Genomic DNA, 17,228 nt, shown 5'->3' with positions numbered 1-17,228 from the left:
CCTCAAACATCGCTTGACGTTCTTCGTGCGCGACCTCGTAGCAATCTTCTTCACTCTTGGTCGGAGCACCCCGACGGACATTCACCCTGTTGGGCGTGGATTGCTTTTAGGAGCGGCGATGGAGTGCAATAGCTCCGACGCCCATCAGTGCAAAGAGTGTGACACCTGCAAGGAATGAGAGTGTTTGGGCACCGGTTTTCGCAAGGTGTTCTTCCGGCGGAGTGGGGCTCTTTTCGAAGAGCACTGTCTGGTCTTCGTCGTTGATGTCAGTGTGGACAGCGATGGTCTGGCCGTCGTGTTCGAGGCGTTCGAACACGACTGTGGTCTTGCCGACCAGCATGGAGCCGTCGATGGTGAAATCAACGTTTTCGCACCCGTCAGACTCCTGTGGGGTGAACGTCTTGGAGGCGGTCACAGGCTTTCCTTCAACCATCAGCGGCCCGCCTGTGGCTTTGTCCATCAGCGTGCCTGTCAGGGTGTATTCCTTGCCCGCCTTCAGGTTCGTGTAGCACACCTTGTCGGTGATCGTGACCATGCCCGAAGAAGCAAGGGTCTTATCGCCGTCTGTCTTGTCGGTCGCGGTGGTCTTCAACGTCGGCGGATTAGCCTCAACAACGTACTGCTCAGTCTTGTCAGTAACAGAGGTTGTAAACGGAGCAACACGATCATCACCAGCAAACGAGGTAACAAACACATACGTACCAGGAGTATCGTCTTTCATTTTGAACTTGGTTGACCCAACAGAAGGCTTAAAACCATTGGAAGCATCCACCTGTACTTCGCTGATCATCTCAGCAGCCCCAATGTTTTCGTCAGTGACTGCTTGGCCTTCAGGGAAAAACAAGAGCTTCTGCGTGAACTTCAGCTCGTCAGCCTTAAACCCAGCCCTAGCGGTAAAGTTCGGGTGAGACTCGGGTAGTTCGGTGACGAACATGTCGTCGACAAGGTACGAGCCTGACTTGGTTTCACGAACCGACAAAGTGGTATCCACATTCGCGTTGAAACGATATGACGTTGTTTCGTCCCCCAGTCCGAACTGGTCGTGCCAGTCGGCGTGCACCAACTCTTTAATGTCAATCGTCGGGTCACCAATCGTGCCAGGCTGAGTATCCTTGACGACCTTCCAGACCCACGTGTAAAACCCAGGCGCTAACCCAGTCACATCAACACTGACACTATGCTCACCAGGACCGGTAGCGGTAAACGACGCAGTCGCGACCGCCCGTGCGTCTGCGGGAACCTCATCACTAGGGTCTACCGGCTCTTCACCCAACGCATAGGCAGTGCCCTCATACACGACCGGAACCGGCTGACCGTCAATTTCCAGCCACTTACCATCACCATAATTCGGGTCAGCACTGGCAGTGATCGTGTCCACTAGGGTCGTAGAGTCAATCACCTTAGAGGTGCCCACATTGGACGTAGCAATCGGCTGAAAATCAAAAATCACCTCAAACGACGGCCCCGCAACCGTCTCAGAACGCAGACTTGAACTGTCGAACCAGATCACATCCTGGCGCATCCCCCCAGAAGAGGCATACCCCAAAGCAGAGTATCCAAGATTGCCATACTTAATACTCGAGTGGACCGTGCCGTTCGCGGTTGAACGCCATTGAATACCATCAATCGGCGCAGATGCTGTTGTTCCCGTATAGGTGTTCGTCCCAGTCGTTTCGAAGACCGCCGGGCCGTTCAGAGTGATAGTGAAGGGCTTGCCCGCGATCAGAGTTCCATCAGCATTAGTAACGCCGATACCGTCGATGGTGCCAAAGCGCATACGCTCACCCGTCACCGTACCGGCTCTCCACCCAACAACACCGGCTGCTTTGGCTTCAGCGACCATTTGGCGAGCACGGTTTTGAATGTGCGCGGGGGTGAGCTGGAGTAGCTCATTGACGTTCGCTTGAGCGCGACGCGAGTTCTCAAAATTCACGTGAGCAAGAAAACCTGTCGCGGCCGCGTCGACGTCAGTATTGGAAAACTCAAGCGACGTTGGCGTGTACCACTTCATGATGTATGCCATCTGCGCAATATCAACACTCAAATCAGCCGGACGAGCAAGCGATGGTTGAACCGTCAACTGACTCGGTGTCACGACCACCTCTGCTGCAGGATTGACCGCGTCAGCCTGAATACACAAACCAGGAACCGGCTGACCACTATAGGGAATCCATGTGCCAAGCCAGCCAACACTTCCCCCAATAGGCACCCCACGAACCCATGAGCCCGAGGCAAGAGAAGCAGGAGCCGTAGCAACCAACGAGGCACACACAACCACCATCGCTACAAGAGAGGCTAAGATAGACCTCAGCCGTGAGTAGTGTGCCACCCTAGGCACAGAAGAATCCACCATCATCAAATTCCTTTCAACTGATGGGAATACATATGGAACCCACCAACTTGGCGATCAGCTTTGCGAGAAGTGGGTTTCACGACGACGCCTGTCGTTGCCATCAGTGTTCCGCTCGGCGCACATGGGTGCGAGTGGACTGAAAAGAAATTGTGGATAAAAAAATTGGGAAACTAACGCTTGTTGATAAGTGGGTGGTTTTGCGCCTAGAAAGACGCAATTGACGGTAATCCCTGCTTCCAGTCGACTCTCGCTAGCAGATCGAGTCTTTTCTTACAGCGAATGCCAAATAGGACAAAGCCCGTATGAGTGGACTAGCCTCTGAAAGTTGGACTGGTTAATTCTAGGCGGTTAGGGCTCCACGGCCGTAGTTGAATTCATGGTTACCAGCACCCACCGCATCGTATTTCAAGTACTTGAACACACTAGCCATCGGGTCAACAGTGCTATCTGTCCGGTTCGAGTGGTACACCCTTTCGATTCATGAGCCCTGCGCAGCGTCGCCGTTGTCTAGAAGCAGCACGGCGTCCTTACCTTTTTCTTCACGAACGTTCTGGATTTCCGTTGAGAGGCGATCCATGCCACGAACATTTTGGGGTTTGGAAGAGCCAAAGGGCTGCCCGGTGAAGTAGTCGTGGTCCACTAGGGTGCCGTAAATGGAAGTTTTGGTTTTCAAAACAAAACAGGCAAGGATACTTTTTGTACTTTAACCTCACTTGGGATGCAGGTCTCGCAAACTTGCGCTCGTACATATCGCGGATTTGGCCGGGCGGAGCAAACAACGTTGTTTTGGTGCCTCACCGAAATTTCGTTCAGCACTGTTCGGGCTATAGGAAAAATCGGTGACGGGGGTGAGACCGTTTAAGGTCTCACCCCCGTACTGTTATGCCGGTGTTTCGTCGGCTAGGCGATTAGTTCTCCTCGCCTTCGCGACGGCGTCGCACGAGCGCCAGGCCAAGGCCTGCTACGCCCATTACGGCTGCGATACCAGCGAGTCCTGCTACCTGCGCACCGGTGCGCGCAAGCTTAGACTTCTTGACTCCCGGCTCGGTGGTCATATCGCCAGCGGCAGGCTTCTCAACGGTGACCGTCACGCGATCAATCTCGTTGCCGTTCTTGTCCTTGACGATAACTACGATCTTGTCACCAGGCTTAGCGTTGTCGTCGATGTCAACAACGAGGTTGCCGTCGCCATCGATTTTTGCCTTGCCGGGGCCGTCGGTGTCGACCGTCGTGCCATCCTCAACAGGGCCGCCATCGTTCGGGATTACGACCTTGCCACCCGGTTCACCAGAGCCGTCCTTCCAGTCTGGCGTCTTGGTGTCAGGTTCGCCAACCGTAACAGTGACAGTCACGTTGTCGGTGGTGCCATCGGGGTAGGTCACAACAACCGGAACCTCGATCTTGGTTCCAGGGGTTGCGTCCCCAGGAATATCAACCGTGATCTGACCAGTGTTCTTATCAATGGTCACACCATCAGGCGTCCCATTACCAGGAGTGAACGTGGTATCTGCCGGAGGCGTGGTGCCCTTACCGTCCTTATCAGTAAAGGTCGGAGCAGGAACCGTTACCTGGTCACCAGGCTTACCGGTGCCATCCTCGTACTTAGGCTGGTACTTCTCGTTGTCCTTGGTGTCGGGAACGTTGCAGATTTCGTTCTGCATCGTCGTGTACGTCCAAGTGGTCTTCACGCCTGCCGGGAAGGTGAAGCCCTGAGCAGGGCTTGCTTCAACCTTGACGGTCTGGCCGTACTCGTAGACGTACTTGCCTTCAGCGTCAGGCTGCAGCTCCACGCCACCAACGGTGACCTTGTATACAACACCCTCGGTCTTCTCGACGGTGACGAACGGAGGCATCTTACAGTCTGCCGGGTCGTCTGCAGAGGCACCCAGAGACGGGTTGTGCTCAGTCGGCTCACCCGGCGTTACCGGGGTCGCGTCCTTCTCCGTCACGGTAACAGTGACAGTCACGTTGTCGGTGGTGCCATCAGGATAGGTCACAACAACCGGAACCTCGATCTTGCTACCAGGGGCAGCGTCCCCAGGAATAGCAACCTTGATCTCACCCGTGTTCTTATCAATGGTCACACCACCAGGCGTGCCATCACCAGGAGTGAACGTGGTGTTCGCCGGAGGCGTGGTGCCCTGACCATCCTTATCAGTAAAGGTCGGAGCAGGAACCGTTACCTGGTCACCAGGCTTACCCGAACCATTCTCATAAGCAGGCTCGTAGTGGTCGTTAGCGTTCGGAACCTTCGGATTAGAGTCCTTACCGTCCGGGATGCCGTCATTATCGTCATCCTCATCCTCGGTATCAGGCTTGCGATCACCATCAGTATCCAGCTTAAAGTTAGCCTTCACCTCATCAGTGCTGCCATCCTTATACGTCACCTTAACAGGAACATCAAACGCTTCCGTCGTGTCCTTATTCAGCTTCGACTTATCCGGGAACGAAACAGTGATCTCACCAGTGGACGGATCAAAGTTGTAAACATAACCCTCAGGAGCAGTGAAGCCATCACCAATAGCAAACTTCGCATCCTCAGGAACATCTACACCCTGACCAGTCGCATCAGTAAACGACGGAGCAGACGTCGTCCCCTGGTCACCAGGAACAACCAACTTACCCTCATACGCAGGCTCGTACTTCTCGTTGTCCTTCGCCGCAGGCTGGTCAACCGTAAATGCAGCATCGGCACGGGCAACAACGCGGCTCTGTGTCTTCGGCTGGCCGTCGTCACCCTTCACCGGATCGCCGTTCTCATCGAGAATAGGGACCTGCAGGTCCTCGTTGCGCATCACAACTGGGAACTTGAACGTCTTACCAACCTGGTCAGCGTTCGCAGTGAAGGTCACAACACCGGTCGCAGGATCAACCGAAACCTGATCCTTAGTGACGCCATCCGGCAGGGTGTCAAGCTCGAACTTCGCCTTCGCAGGCTTGGTTTCTGCAACGTCGGTAGCCGGGTTGTCGAACTTCGGGTCGGAGGAAGCCGCCACTTCAGCCTTCGCCTGGACCTCGTTGTACTCAAGGTATTCACGAGCCACAGCGAAGGCATCCAGAGCCAGAACCAGATCGTCCTCTGGATCTGGATCGCCATCAGCAAGCTTCAGGCGAGCAGTGAACGTATCACCAGTTTGGGCATCCGCAGGAACCTCGAGGGGGCAGCTGGGGATCTTAGTCGCAGGATCAGCTTTAGCGGTCTCACAGGTCTTGACGACTTTGCCGCTCTTGTCTACCCACTGGATGTAGTAGGTCAGATCCTGAGTGATCGGCAGACCGGAGGTATCAGTCTGAACCGTATCGCCGACCGTTGCCCAGTTATCAGTGGTGTTCTTATCCACTACATCGAACTTCAAGGATTGCGGCGCAAGCGCGATGTTCCAACCCGTGTAGCCATCGGCGGTGCTCTCAATCAAGACACCGTCGCCACCGAAGAGCTGTGCGTTAGCGCCAGCGTTCAAATCAGCGCCGAAACCTGGACCCGCCCAGTGGCCAAGAGACCAAGGGTACAGCACACCGATATTGTCTGGAAGCGGCGTACCATCAGCACCAAGAACGCTGAGGTAGCTCCAGTGCATATTGACGTGCTTGGACTGAAGGTTACCGTTAAGCCAGGAACCTTCTTCCCACGAACCAGCCAGCTTATGCAACTTTGCAGCCGGCGGGTTAATGCCATCACCCGTACCAGTGTGGTTGTTACCGTAGATACCCTTCCAGAACAGCTGGAACCTACCATCAGCACCAGTAGTGGTGGTGACTGTCTCGGCAATCCAGCCTTCTGGATCCGCAGCTACCTGCTCATTAATCCAGCGTTGCAGACCCTCTTCGTCAGTAGGAGTCCAATCACTCCCACGCAGAGTCTTACCCGCAAAGTTATTCTTCGCGTACTCTTCAATCTTGGTCACGGCCTGGTCGTTTAGGTAGGAGCCAACCACTTTCAAACCAGCAGCAGCGACATCCTTGCCTCCAAAGGCACTGACAGCGTTGTAGCTTAACGCGCCCTGCAACACATCAAGGTTCCAAAATGCCCGACCAGCATAGGTACCATAGTTACTGGACTTTCCAACACTCTCTGCCCACTTGTTTTCCGGAAGGTGCTGCGGCAGTTTGTCCTTCTGCGCGTACCCGATGGTCACACCCGAGACTTTGTTGCCCCCCCACTGACCGTCACCTTGGGTAGTAGGAGTGGTTTCTGCGCCAATACCGGGGAAGATACCGGCCGCCGGCTGGTGCACCAGACGGTACTTATCGGTCAAGTCATCCGGTAGCTCGGTCCACATACGGATCTTCTCACGGCGCTGATCACGCTGACCGGCAGGGTCACCTGTCGTCAGGCCAACACTGGCATCCGCAACGAACGTGCGGGTCACGCCGAGAGCATCGGTGTACGGCCCCATCTTGATGGTGAAGTTACCGTTAGCGTCACTCTCGGTGTAGTACACCGGGGACGAATGCTGCGTTTGTTCGCCCTCATACCACTGGGCGTACACCTTCACGCCCTTAATTGGCCTACCGGCATCCTGAACTGCACCGAAATTAACGCCCGCCTTCACAAGCTCCTTGACAGAGCCAGAGATCGTGCCCTTTTCGCTCGCCTTACCAGGAGAATATATGGGCTGATCCTGCGCACTAGCAGCTGGAACGAGCGGAGATTCAGGTATTACCGCGGAGGCAAAGGTGCCCACCATGGCCAGAGAGAAAGCAGCAGCTAAAATCGCCGTACCTCGACGACGGATCGCATTTTGCTTCGTCATACTGTCAAATCTTCCTTCCGCGAAGATATTCTGGATATGGAGAAAGTCCGAAGGCTCGCTACCTGAGCACCCGCATCTGCTGATGGCGGAGTGAGCCATGCCAACCTCACAACTGGCAAGAATCGCATAGACCAACTATCAATGATCTCGCAGCCCTTAATAATGGCAACCAACCGGGACTAAACTCCCGCAAAAACCCTATGATGCTTTTCTTGGAACCGCAAGGCCATGTATTAAAATAGCTTTTGGCACTTTTCCCAATAACGGCAAGGATTCTCTCTCCTCCTCCCCCCCCCCCCCCCCCCCCCCCCCGAAAACTCGTTTTGTGAAGTCCCTCACTACTTGCTGAACTAGCCGCCGAAAGTTGGACTGGTTTAGTTTTAGGCGGTTGGGGCTTCAAGGGTCTGATTCCGATATTGCATCGGGGTTAGGCCCCTGAGTCGTTGTTGGACGTGTTCAGTGTTGTACCACTGGATGTAGTTGTGTATTGCTTGGTTGGATTCTGCGACGGTGTTGAAGACTTCACCGTGGTGCATCTCGGTCTTCAAGTGCCCGAAGAAGTTCTCCATGACCGCGTTGTCGTAGCAGTTGGTTTTACGCGACATTGACTGCACACCACCGTTGGTATGGATCACGTTGAGCCAAGACGAATGTTGATACTGGAAGCCTTGATCGGTATCCATCATCCACCCAGGTTCAGGTGCACAAACTGCGATTGCCTTGGTCAAGGAATCAGCGGTAAGCGCTGTCGATGGTGATGCAGCCACGGTGTGGACAACAATTGAGCGGTCGAGCAGATCCATCACCGGTGACAGATAGACCTTGCGGCCTGCAACCTGGAACTCGGTGACATCGCTTGCACAGATGTTATTTGGCCGACCCTAGAGCCCCAGAAGATCCTTCGTACGCGTACCATGCGTCTCGATAGCATCCACTTCAGGACGACCCGACGCATACGAAATATGCACAACCAGCATCTGTGCGGTTGTCAGCCACGGACTCGCGGAAGGCAATAAGCGCAACAAAGTCGAAGGGGTGACCGCACGGATCGGATCCAACAGCGCCGGAATCGAAAGTCGATGCGCGCACACAACAACCGCGTTCGTCTGGCGCACACACTGCGCAACAACCGCCGAAGCCGACGCAGGATCAGTCGCAACCGCAGTTTCCGTGAGCTCATCGCGAACCTCAACCTGGCCTCCGCCGACGCTCGCCCACGGGCCAAGCGTCTGCTGGCAACGAATCCACGACGACGACACGGCGCGCTCAATCCCAAACGCACTGAGGACATCAACCAAGTCCATTGCCTGTCGTACGCCCAAGCGCGTCAACGGGCGCGTTGCCTCATCACCTGCCCACTGAGTGCGCGACACCGCCTTCGCATGACGAACGAGGCCCACCGTGACGGTAACAAGCCTGCCTTCTTCCGCCCGCGTGACGAGCTCTTGGAGCAGTCGCCGGTCACCTCGGCGGGTGAGCATCTGCTTGGCTTGACCGGGTGACACCCAGCGGGTCTCATCAATTTCGCTGGCCGGAGCTGGCTTCACGGGAGTGCGAACGCGGGAAATAGCAGAGGATCGCGACAGTTGTACAGGTGAAACAACCGGCTGTTTGTCCGTGAGTTTGGGCATGCGCGTAGGCGCGGGAGTCGGTTTTGGAGCCTGGCCCTTCTTGCGGTTCGCGAAAATAGCCGGAGAAATACGAACTTTCGCCGGTGTAGACACTGGCGCAGGAACCGGTGTAGCAGTCGTCTTAGACGCGATCGTTGGCGCTTCCAGATCGGTGTGACGGCCATCATCGGCCAGCGTGCCCACCCAGTAGCGAACTTCCTTCGTCTGCCCGGAGCCAAGCCGGTAGCGCTGAGTTGTCAGCGGAACACCCAAAATAACGGAGGCGCCAGTTTCTTCTTCGACCTCGCGGATGGCGGCGCAGATGATCGGTTCGTTCGCTTCCGACTTACCTTTCGGCCACGACCAGTCCTTGTAACGAGGGCGGTGAACCATGAGGACTTCAATGTCCTCGGGCACAATCACCTGCCCGGGAACGCCCCGGCGCTCGGGATCAACGAAACGCCACACTAAAGCTCCCGCAGCGCGCACAAGGCGCGTCGGGACTGGAGCCGGGCGAATCGAACGAGACACCCCCTTAGCCTACCGGCACGGCGCCCCACCCGCTGAATTAACGGAGATCACACAGCAGTTGCGGGTCTGCCAAGCGACCACGCCGACTTGGACAAGCGACCATGCCGACTTGCTGGCTCAGCTTCAGGGCGCGATCCCCGTCCCGCGAACCCGCGTCACCCCCTCGCGTTACCGACCGATCACGCGCGACGAGGCCGCCTCCATCAGCGCAACTTGCAGATCAACAAGGGGCGAGCCATCTTTGTTCGCCTGATGACGCTTCCAATTTCCGCTCTTCTTCAGCGCCCACGATGAGGTCTTCGATGAAACGCCACGCCTAATCAGGTTTGCGAGATACTCAACCTGGTCGGGATCGCTAATGCGAACCAATGCTTCAACGCGACGATCCAGGTTGCGGTGCATCAGATCGGCAGAGCCAATCCACACTTCTTCCTCACCGGGCACCCCGAACGCGTAAATACGCGAGTGCTCCAGGTAGCGACCAAGGATCGAGCGGACGCGGATGTTTTCAGACAAGCCGGGAACTCCGGCGCGGATCGCGCAGATGCCTCGAACTTGAACGTCGACTTTCACTCCGGCCTGTGAAGCGCGATAGAGGGCGTCAATCACAGCCTCGTCGACTGCGGAATTCACCTTGATACCAATCCACGCTTCGCCACCAGCCTTCTTGCGCGCAATCTGGGCGTTGATGCGTTCGATGAGCCCATCGCGAATCGACAGCGGGGCAACCAGCAGTCGGTGAAACGTCGAACGAGGCGCATACCCGGACAACTGGTTGAATAGGCGGGTCAGGTCCTGGGCGACCTCACGATCGCAGGTAAGCAGGCCAAGGTCCTCATAGCCACGCGCGGTCTTCGGATGGTAGTTACCCGTACCCACGTGGCAGTAGCGACGCAGACCGTCGGCTTCTTGGCGGACGACCAAGGAGAGCTTGCAGTGCGTTTTCAAGCCGACCATGCCGTACACGACATGGACGCCCGCGCGCTCCAGTTTTCGCGCCCAGCCGATATTCGCTTCCTCGTCAAAACGTGCTTTGATCTCGACAATTGCAACGACCTGCTTGCCGGATTGCGCTGCTTCAATCAGCGCCGACACGATCGGCGAATCACCGCTGGTGCGATACAGCGTCTGCTTCATTGCCAGCACGTTGGGATCGCGGGCAGCCTGGGTGATGAATGCCTGCACCGACGTTGCAAACGAATCGTAAGGATGATGGAGCAAAACATCATGCGAGCGGATCTGAGCGAAAATATCACCCGCACGTGCCGACTCGAACTCCGCCAAACCAGCGGCGGTCACCGGCACGTACTTCGTGTACTTCAAGTCCGTCAGATCCAGATCATGCAATTCGTTGCAGAGCGTCAAGTCCAACGGAGCCGGGACGCTGACCACGTCAGCCGGCGAAATCTCAAGCTTTTCGATCAGGAAGTCACGGACGAACGATGAAATCGTATCCTCAACTTCGAGGCGTACAACCGGGCCAAACTTACGGCGCAGAAGCTCTTCCTCCATCGCCGTCAACAGGTTTTCAGCATCGTCTTCTTCGACCTCAAGATCTTCGTTACGCGTCACTCGGAACCCGTGAGCTTCAACGATTTCAACACCGGGGAACAGGTGTTCAAGGTGGGCGCGCACCACGTCTTCGAGCGTGATGAACGTCGTGCCTTCATCAGTCGCCACATACGATTCCGCAGGTCCACCACCGATCACAGAATCCACGTTGATCAGACGCGGAAGCGACTGGGGAACCTTCACGCGCGCGAAGTGCAGTTTGCCCGTCAGCGGATTGCGGACAACAACCGCGAGGTTCAAAGACAGGCCGGAAATGTAAGGGAACGGGTGTGACGGGTCAACCGCCAACGGGGTCAGAACAGGGAAAATCTGGCGACGGAAATAGCGGGTGAGTTGAGCACGCTGATCTTCAGACACATCATCCCATCGCGACAAACGAATCCCCTGCTTGGCAAGTGCCGGCAGAATATCGTCCTGGAATGCACGCGCCTGACGCGCAGTCAGCTCCTGCGTACGCGCCTGAATTCCCTCAAGCACCTGACGCGGTTCCAACCCAGACGCGCCCTTCTTCGCGATGCCCGCGGCGATGCGACGCTTCAAGCCGGCAACGCGCACCATGTAGAACTCGTCCAAGTTCGACGAGAAAATCGCAGAAAACCAGGCGCGCTCTAGCAGTGGCAACAGTGGATCTTCCGACTGTTCCAAGACACGCTGATTAAACGCCATCCACGAGATCTCACGATCCGCGAAACGCCCCTTCGGCAGCGGCTTGTCTTCTCCGATCGGCGCAGACATATCAACGTCAGTCGTCAAAGCGGGCAACAAAACACGAGGCGTGGCAACATCATCGTCATACTCAGAATCCTCATGTTCAACGCCCACAAGCCCGCCAGCCTGCGAGGCCGGCACAAACATCTCTGTTGCCCGAGCGGTCTGAACACCATCGGTCACCTGAGTCGTATCCGCGTTCTGCGCATCATCGCGCTCATCGGGCATGACCGGTCCCGGCCACGACTCGTCAGGCGCAGAGAATGTGGGTTCGTCGTTCGACATGAGGGCCTCTTCAAGCATCGTTGCTTTATGCGCGTTGGCGCATTGAACTGCCTTCTATGGTGTCATTGAGCGAGCGTTTTCGCACGCCAAAAGGGCTTCAACGCACCAAAAATCACAACGTGCGGGCATTGCGCTCTTGCAGTGCCCTCGTACCCCGCCGACTCACTATTCGAGCGCGCCAATATGCGCCTCACGCGCACTGACGGACAGCTCTTCCGCAGTCTTCAAAAGCGCCTTCGCACGCGTCGAAACCGGGTAGGCCAGCGGGTCATTCGGGTCCGTGATCCACGAACCGCCACCACCGAAACCAGCAGCAAGCACTCGCATCGCATTCGACGCGTCCCAGATGACCTCTTCCAGATCATCGTCCGTCAGCTCGCCGGTCAGCAGTCGAGCGACATCCGCCATCACGTCCGCCAAGTCCGGCAAGTTAAGCGGGTGTTCCAGTCCCGGAACAATATCGGCGTGCGCCCCGTCCACGTATCGCTCATCAACGAGGCCCGGCTCGCGTTCATACCACTCAAGTAAAAGATAGAGCCGCCACAAAGCACCCGGCAGAGTGAACTCCGGGCTACGCGACCAGAGGTGTGCCACCTGGTCCACGCCCCGATCCCGGACAAGAGCTCGAAGACGAAGCGTGGCCTCGCGGTCAAAATCCTCATCGGCCACGCCCATCAGCGCCCACGCACTCGAATGGGCCAAGCCGGAACTTGTCGCCGGATTCTCGTCGCCGACAATTGACTCCGCCTTCGCTGGCGTCAACATGGCGGGGCGACGCGGTGGACACGATTTAACCATCAGAAGAATCCTTATTACAATGGAGATAAGATCTTTACGATCTTGGGCGGTTCACGCGCTTTGGCGCGACCGAAACCGCTGGGCCTATAGCTCAATGGTAGAGCAGCGGACTTTTAATCCGTGGGTTGGGGGTTCGAGTCCCCCTGGGCCTACCACCGCTTGCTTCGCCGGCTTTCAAATGCCATTTCACCTGCATGGTTGCAGATCAGTGTGCACACCACCGTTCCACATAGCTCACCCTTTAGCCTTCCACATTGGGGGTCTACCAAAGTCCTTCGAATCCACCCCTTCGTCGGCTTCATGTTCACCTCCGCATTCTCCTCACAGAGATGACTCGTCGCATCAAGGAGCGCAGAAACGTCATGGCGACGGCACTCCAATTGCGTGACGCCAACTAGCCCATCAGACTTCGGGCGTAGCTGGGAACGCCCTGCGACACACTGGTTCAAAGAAGAAAATTCCCCCGCCGAAATTCGAACCCACACCCATCACAAAGCGACCCGCGTGCACGTCAGCCAGAACCGGGAACCGTAAGTCCGGCCAGAACTACGCTTCAGCGCTGGAAGCGCGGGGACGACGCAATCCAGACGGCAATGGAAATCAGCACGAGTCCACCCAGCTCACCCAGCGTTGGGAGCTGACGAAGCATCACCGCACCCACAATCGTCGACGTTGCCGGAAGCATCGCCGTAAACAGGGCAAAGGTTGCTGCGCTGACACGCGACATCGCCAAAGCTTCTAAACTGAACGGAATTACCGTCGATAGCACACCCACCACGACGAGCGCCCCAAACAAGTGCGCAGACGTAAAACCTCCGACACCACCGGGGGCCAACACAACCGAACTGAACAGCGCGCTCCAACCGAGCGACGCTGCCAGATTCGATACCGCCGACCGCTTCGACGCAAGCTTCTGACCGACCATGATGTAGCCAGCCCACGCAGTCGCCGCCAACAGAATCCAGACAATACCAGCCTTCACGCCGGGCGCATCCAGGTCCAACCCAAGCCCAGAGATCGACACAACCCCAGCAAAAGCAAGGAGGGCGGCGATGCGTGGGGCTGGGCCTCGTCCCCTAAAAATCGCAACCAGAACGGGACCCAAGAATTCCAACGACACAGCCGCACCAAGCGGAAGGCGAGCGATGGCTTCGTAAAAGGTGGAGTTCATCGAAATGATGAACACACCGAAAACCATGGACGTCACACGATCTTTGCGACTCCACTTTTCACGCCACGGGCGACGCCATGCGAGCAGGATGATCGCGGCGACTAAAACTCGCCACCATGCGACCGAAGCAGGCGACATCTGCGCAAACAGGCCGATTGCAATAGCTGCGCCAACGTACTGGATCAGCGCCGAACCGACGATGAAAAACTGAGCGGGAACCCTGTCCAGCCTCGACTGTGAAGGAAGCGATGGCACCGCGCCTCATTCGCCCGCGGGCACGAAAGTGAGCGCTGCGGAGTTCATGCAGTAGCGGTTGCCCGTCGGCTGATTCGGCGCATCCGGGAACACGTGACCAAGGTGCGAACCGCAGTTCGAGCAACGAACCTCGGTACGGACCATGCCGTGCGAGCGGTCTTCGATCTCGGTCGTCGACGCGTCTTTCGCCTGATAGAAGCTCGGCCAGCCGCAGTGCGATTCGAACTTGGTGCTCGCATCGAACAGCTGGACACCACACGCCGCGCAGTGATACGCGCCGTCACGAGTTTCCCCCAGCAACTCTCCCGTGAAGGGGCGTTCGGTCCCCGCCTCGCGTAGCACGTGGTACTGCATCGGCGTCAAGATACGCTTCCACTGCGCATCGGTCATGTTCGCTGCATCGCTCAAGCTTGGAAAATCAGTCATACACCTATTGTCACCCTTGAGGGACAAGACCGCGATTCGCGATTAACCTTCGGACTTACCTTCAGGCGGGTAGATGACAACCAGAGCGAATCAGAGGTGTTGGATCTTCGTTTCCGTCAGATCTTCGTCATGACCGTCGCCAGATTCTTCGCCGTCACACACGATGGCTGGGAAGGATCCGGTGGCGTTCATTGCTTCTTGCTCGCGCGTTTCCTGTTCGCGCTCGCGACGTTGACGCGTCGCTTCACGTTCCGCGAGCGCGTCTTCACCCGGACCGGCGAAGATCGCGGATCGTTCTTCAGCGTCAGGGGAACCGGAGAACAAGCGTTCGCCCTTGCCACTGGTTGAAAGGGTCATTGTTATGGCGTCCGGTTCTTTACTCTCCGAAGAGATGTTTTTGCCCTGCGAAGACGAGGTGGCTTGCTCTGAGGTGCTGGCCGACCCATTTTTTTCGCTGAGTTCGCGGGCGCTGATAGCCCCTGTGTCCGTTACGCCCTGTGTTCCAGGCACTGGCGATGAAGATTCTTCGGTGCCCGGTTGGACACCCTTTGCAACAGCTTCGAGCACCTTCTGTAGCGTCCCGCGAGTCATCACCTGAGTCGACGAATCGTCGCGCGGAGAGGCCTCTGCGCAATCGCCCGCTTCAGCCAAGTCGCGTATACGATCCGCCATTGCACGTCGACGCGCACGCTTTGCTTTACGGCGTGCCGCGACCATACGAGCAGCGTGCTCCGCATCGATGCCTGCATCCTCACCTTCAAGGGCGTGACGTGCATCTTCAATCGCCGTATTACCAGACTCGTGGCCCAGCGGAACCGAGGTGTCTCCGGCGATCGAGCGCAATTCAGCAGCGAACGCTGCGACCTGCGCGCGAGAGGTGTCGTGCACAACCGGTGTTCCCTGGTAGGTCTGAATGCGCATCGACGGTCGAGTCCACGGTTCTTCGGCGACAATCCATTCGATCAGGCGTTCTCGCAAGTGACAGCGCAGATCCCACAGGTTTCCAGAGTTCTCGGCGGACACCAGAATTCGGATCGTGACCGTCGAAGTATCGGATGCCGTCATCTGAACGTTCCACGTGCGCCCGTCCCACAGATCCGTCGAGGTCAGGATCTGCTCCACCTTCTGGCGAATCAGCGCCATCGGAGCAGACCAGTCCAGCTGGACTTCGACCGTTCCCAGCTGAGCGGCAGCCCGTCGTGTCCAGTTCTCGAAGGTTGTTGAGGTGAAGTAGGTCGAGGGAATAATCAGGCGTCGCTCGTCCCACACTCGGACAACCACGTACGAGAGCGTAATTTCTTCAATCGCACCCGACTCACCCTTCGCATTCGCGACAACAACGTCGCCCACGCGGATCGCGTCCGTGAAAGCAAGCTGAATTCCAGCGAATACGTTGCCCAAGGTTTGTTGCGCGGCAAGACCTGCGATCACGGAGATCAAACCAGCGGACGCAAGAAGAGTTCCCATCGCTTGGCGCGCGGCCGCGAACGTCCCCAGAATGACGCAGATACCGACAATCACAACGAGGACCTGCGTCAAACGTCGTAGCACCTGGGCTTGGGTTGCAAAGCGTCTCGAGCGCCCTTGATCCGCACGGTTACGCAGACGTGCCGCGTCTTCAAAGACCCACGCTGCCGAATAAAGGATCCACGTCATCGCAACAATCGCCAGTATCAGCAGACCGTGAAGGGCGCTGGAAACTAGGGCTCCGTTCGACCATTTCGTCAGATCTGCTTCTTGCAGGCGCCAATCCAGTCCGATCCACGCGCCCCAGACCATCGCTGTGACATACAGGGGTGTGCGAATGCGCTTCACCAGTGCGGCTCCCACCGGCCAGCGACGGAAGGTTCGACCGAGAAGTGCGGAAACAAACGCGGCAACGACGAAACCGATCACCGCTGCCACTGCTGCGCTGAGCAACAGTGAAGCAATATCAATGGCATTGCTCACCGCGACTTCCGCAACGCCCGACTGGGCGCCATCAGATTGCGCGTCAGCTTCCGTGGCTATATACGAGGCTCCCCTAAGGGTGCGCGCGTGCGAAGAAAACAGAGTCGGCACAGTCATAGTCCAAGCCTAGGGGGCGATTCTTCAGATTGCTGAAGACGCCACGGGCTTAGACGTGGACACCGAAAGCCTCAAATTGGAGAGAAACACTATGGAGTTTTCAGCGAGTTTTAAGCATTTTTATTAACTGTGAGTCGGTTCACCATGATTCCGTTTTGCATTCCACCCCGTTTTACACATATGCTTTTCCTCGTCTTCGGACGCCACTGTGGTGGCCGAAAAGGCCCCCATCGTCTAGCGGCCTAGGACACCGCCCTTTCACGGCGGCGACACGGGTTCAAATCCCGTTGGGGGTACTCTCTGACGGCACTCGTGCTGAACAGTGAAAATAACTCAATAGGTCTTACCTGTTGTAAGGCCCCGTAGCGCAGTTGGTTAGCGCGCCGCCCTGTCACGGCGGAGGTCGCGGGTTCAAGTCCCGTCGGGGTCGCCGACCAGACCTGCCGGTCCGGTTACTGGCTCTGTAGCTCAGTTGGTAGAGCGTTCGACTGAAAATCGAAAGGTCACCGGATCGACGCCGGTCGGAGCCACCAGATCCCCCGAAAGTTCGCAAACTTTCGGGGTTTTTATTTATCCTTCGGGGTTTTTAGGGTTAAACGACAAAATGTGTGGGTTAATAGACAAAAATCGTTGCTAATGGCGGCGTGTTGTTGGGTTAATAGACAAAAATCGTTGCTAATGGCGGCGTGTTGTTAGTT

Annotated in this window: 9 protein-coding genes, 4 tRNA genes and 1 pseudogene; 4 read left to right on the top strand and 10 right to left on the bottom strand. The window is 56.8% G+C overall.

Going from position 1 to position 17,228, the window contains the following annotated elements; all coding sequences use genetic code 11:
• Positions 1-106: 106 nt before the first annotated feature.
• The 7 genes and pseudogenes from PG731_RS06290 to PG731_RS06260 all read right to left on the bottom strand — a co-directional run bounded on the left by PG731_RS06290 (position 107) and on the right by PG731_RS06260 (position 12,611).
• Positions 107-2,281, bottom strand: coding sequence for a VaFE repeat-containing surface-anchored protein (locus tag PG731_RS06290; protein ID WP_270772848.1), 2,175 nt, complete (start codon positions 2,279-2,281; stop codon positions 107-109).
• A gap of 550 nt (positions 2,282-2,831) precedes the next feature.
• On the bottom strand, positions 2,832-3,026 hold the full coding sequence (locus PG731_RS06285) for a hypothetical protein (protein ID WP_270772847.1): 195 nt from the start codon (positions 3,024-3,026) through the stop codon (positions 2,832-2,834).
• A gap of 235 nt (positions 3,027-3,261) precedes the next feature.
• The gene (locus PG731_RS06280; protein WP_270772846.1) at positions 3,262-7,107 is read right to left on the bottom strand and encodes a YPDG domain-containing protein; all 3,846 of its coding nucleotides are present in this window, start codon (positions 7,105-7,107) and stop codon (positions 3,262-3,264) included.
• Between the two features lie 380 nt (positions 7,108-7,487).
• Positions 7,488-7,985 (bottom strand): annotated as a pseudogene (locus PG731_RS06275) (IS3 family transposase); the annotation flags it as partial.
• A gap of 3 nt (positions 7,986-7,988) precedes the next feature.
• A complete protein-coding gene (locus PG731_RS06270; protein ID WP_442952661.1) occupies positions 7,989-9,248 on the bottom strand; it encodes a histidine phosphatase family protein in 1,260 nt (419 codons plus the stop codon).
• Positions 9,249-9,416: 168 nt separating this feature from the next.
• Entirely contained in the window at positions 9,417-11,831 is a 2,415-nt protein-coding gene (locus tag PG731_RS06265) for an RNA degradosome polyphosphate kinase (RefSeq protein WP_270772845.1), read from the bottom strand.
• A gap of 147 nt (positions 11,832-11,978) precedes the next feature.
• Positions 11,979-12,611 (bottom strand): hypothetical protein, encoded by a 633-nt coding sequence (locus PG731_RS06260; RefSeq protein ID WP_270772844.1) that lies wholly within the window; start codon positions 12,609-12,611, stop codon positions 11,979-11,981.
• An 80-nt stretch (positions 12,612-12,691) separates the two neighbouring features.
• Between PG731_RS06260 and PG731_RS06255 the strand changes: the two genes are divergently transcribed.
• A tRNA-Lys gene (locus PG731_RS06255) sits at positions 12,692-12,766 on the top strand.
• Positions 12,767-13,164: 398 nt separating this feature from the next.
• On the opposite strand, the gene PG731_RS06250 is transcribed toward PG731_RS06255, so the two are convergent.
• From PG731_RS06250 to PG731_RS06240, 3 genes are all read right to left on the bottom strand, one after another.
• A complete protein-coding gene (locus PG731_RS06250) occupies positions 13,165-14,037 on the bottom strand; it encodes an EamA family transporter (RefSeq protein ID WP_270772843.1) in 873 nt (290 codons plus the stop codon).
• A gap of 6 nt (positions 14,038-14,043) precedes the next feature.
• On the bottom strand, positions 14,044-14,463 hold the full coding sequence (gene msrB, locus PG731_RS06245; RefSeq protein ID WP_270772841.1) for a peptide-methionine (R)-S-oxide reductase MsrB: 420 nt from the start codon (positions 14,461-14,463) through the stop codon (positions 14,044-14,046).
• A 90-nt stretch (positions 14,464-14,553) separates the two neighbouring features.
• Entirely contained in the window at positions 14,554-16,530 is a 1,977-nt protein-coding gene (locus tag PG731_RS06240; RefSeq protein WP_270772840.1) for a mechanosensitive ion channel family protein, read from the bottom strand.
• Between the two features lie 223 nt (positions 16,531-16,753).
• Here PG731_RS06240 and PG731_RS06235 point away from each other — a divergent pair.
• The 3 genes from PG731_RS06235 to PG731_RS06225 all read left to right on the top strand — a co-directional run bounded on the left by PG731_RS06235 (position 16,754) and on the right by PG731_RS06225 (position 17,063).
• Positions 16,754-16,826 (top strand) — tRNA-Glu (locus PG731_RS06235).
• 60 nt (positions 16,827-16,886) lie between these two features.
• Positions 16,887-16,960: transfer RNA gene (locus PG731_RS06230), tRNA-Asp, on the top strand.
• Between the two features lie 27 nt (positions 16,961-16,987).
• Positions 16,988-17,063 (top strand) — tRNA-Phe (locus PG731_RS06225).
• Positions 17,064-17,228: the final 165 nt, after the last annotated feature.

Source organism: Pauljensenia sp. OF14-1SRA, assembly GCF_027694595.1.
Lineage (GTDB): Bacteria > Actinomycetota > Actinomycetes > Actinomycetales > Actinomycetaceae > Pauljensenia > Pauljensenia turicensis_B.
Note: the sequence above shows the minus strand (reverse complement) of the source record. Positions and strands in the feature narration are given on the sequence as shown.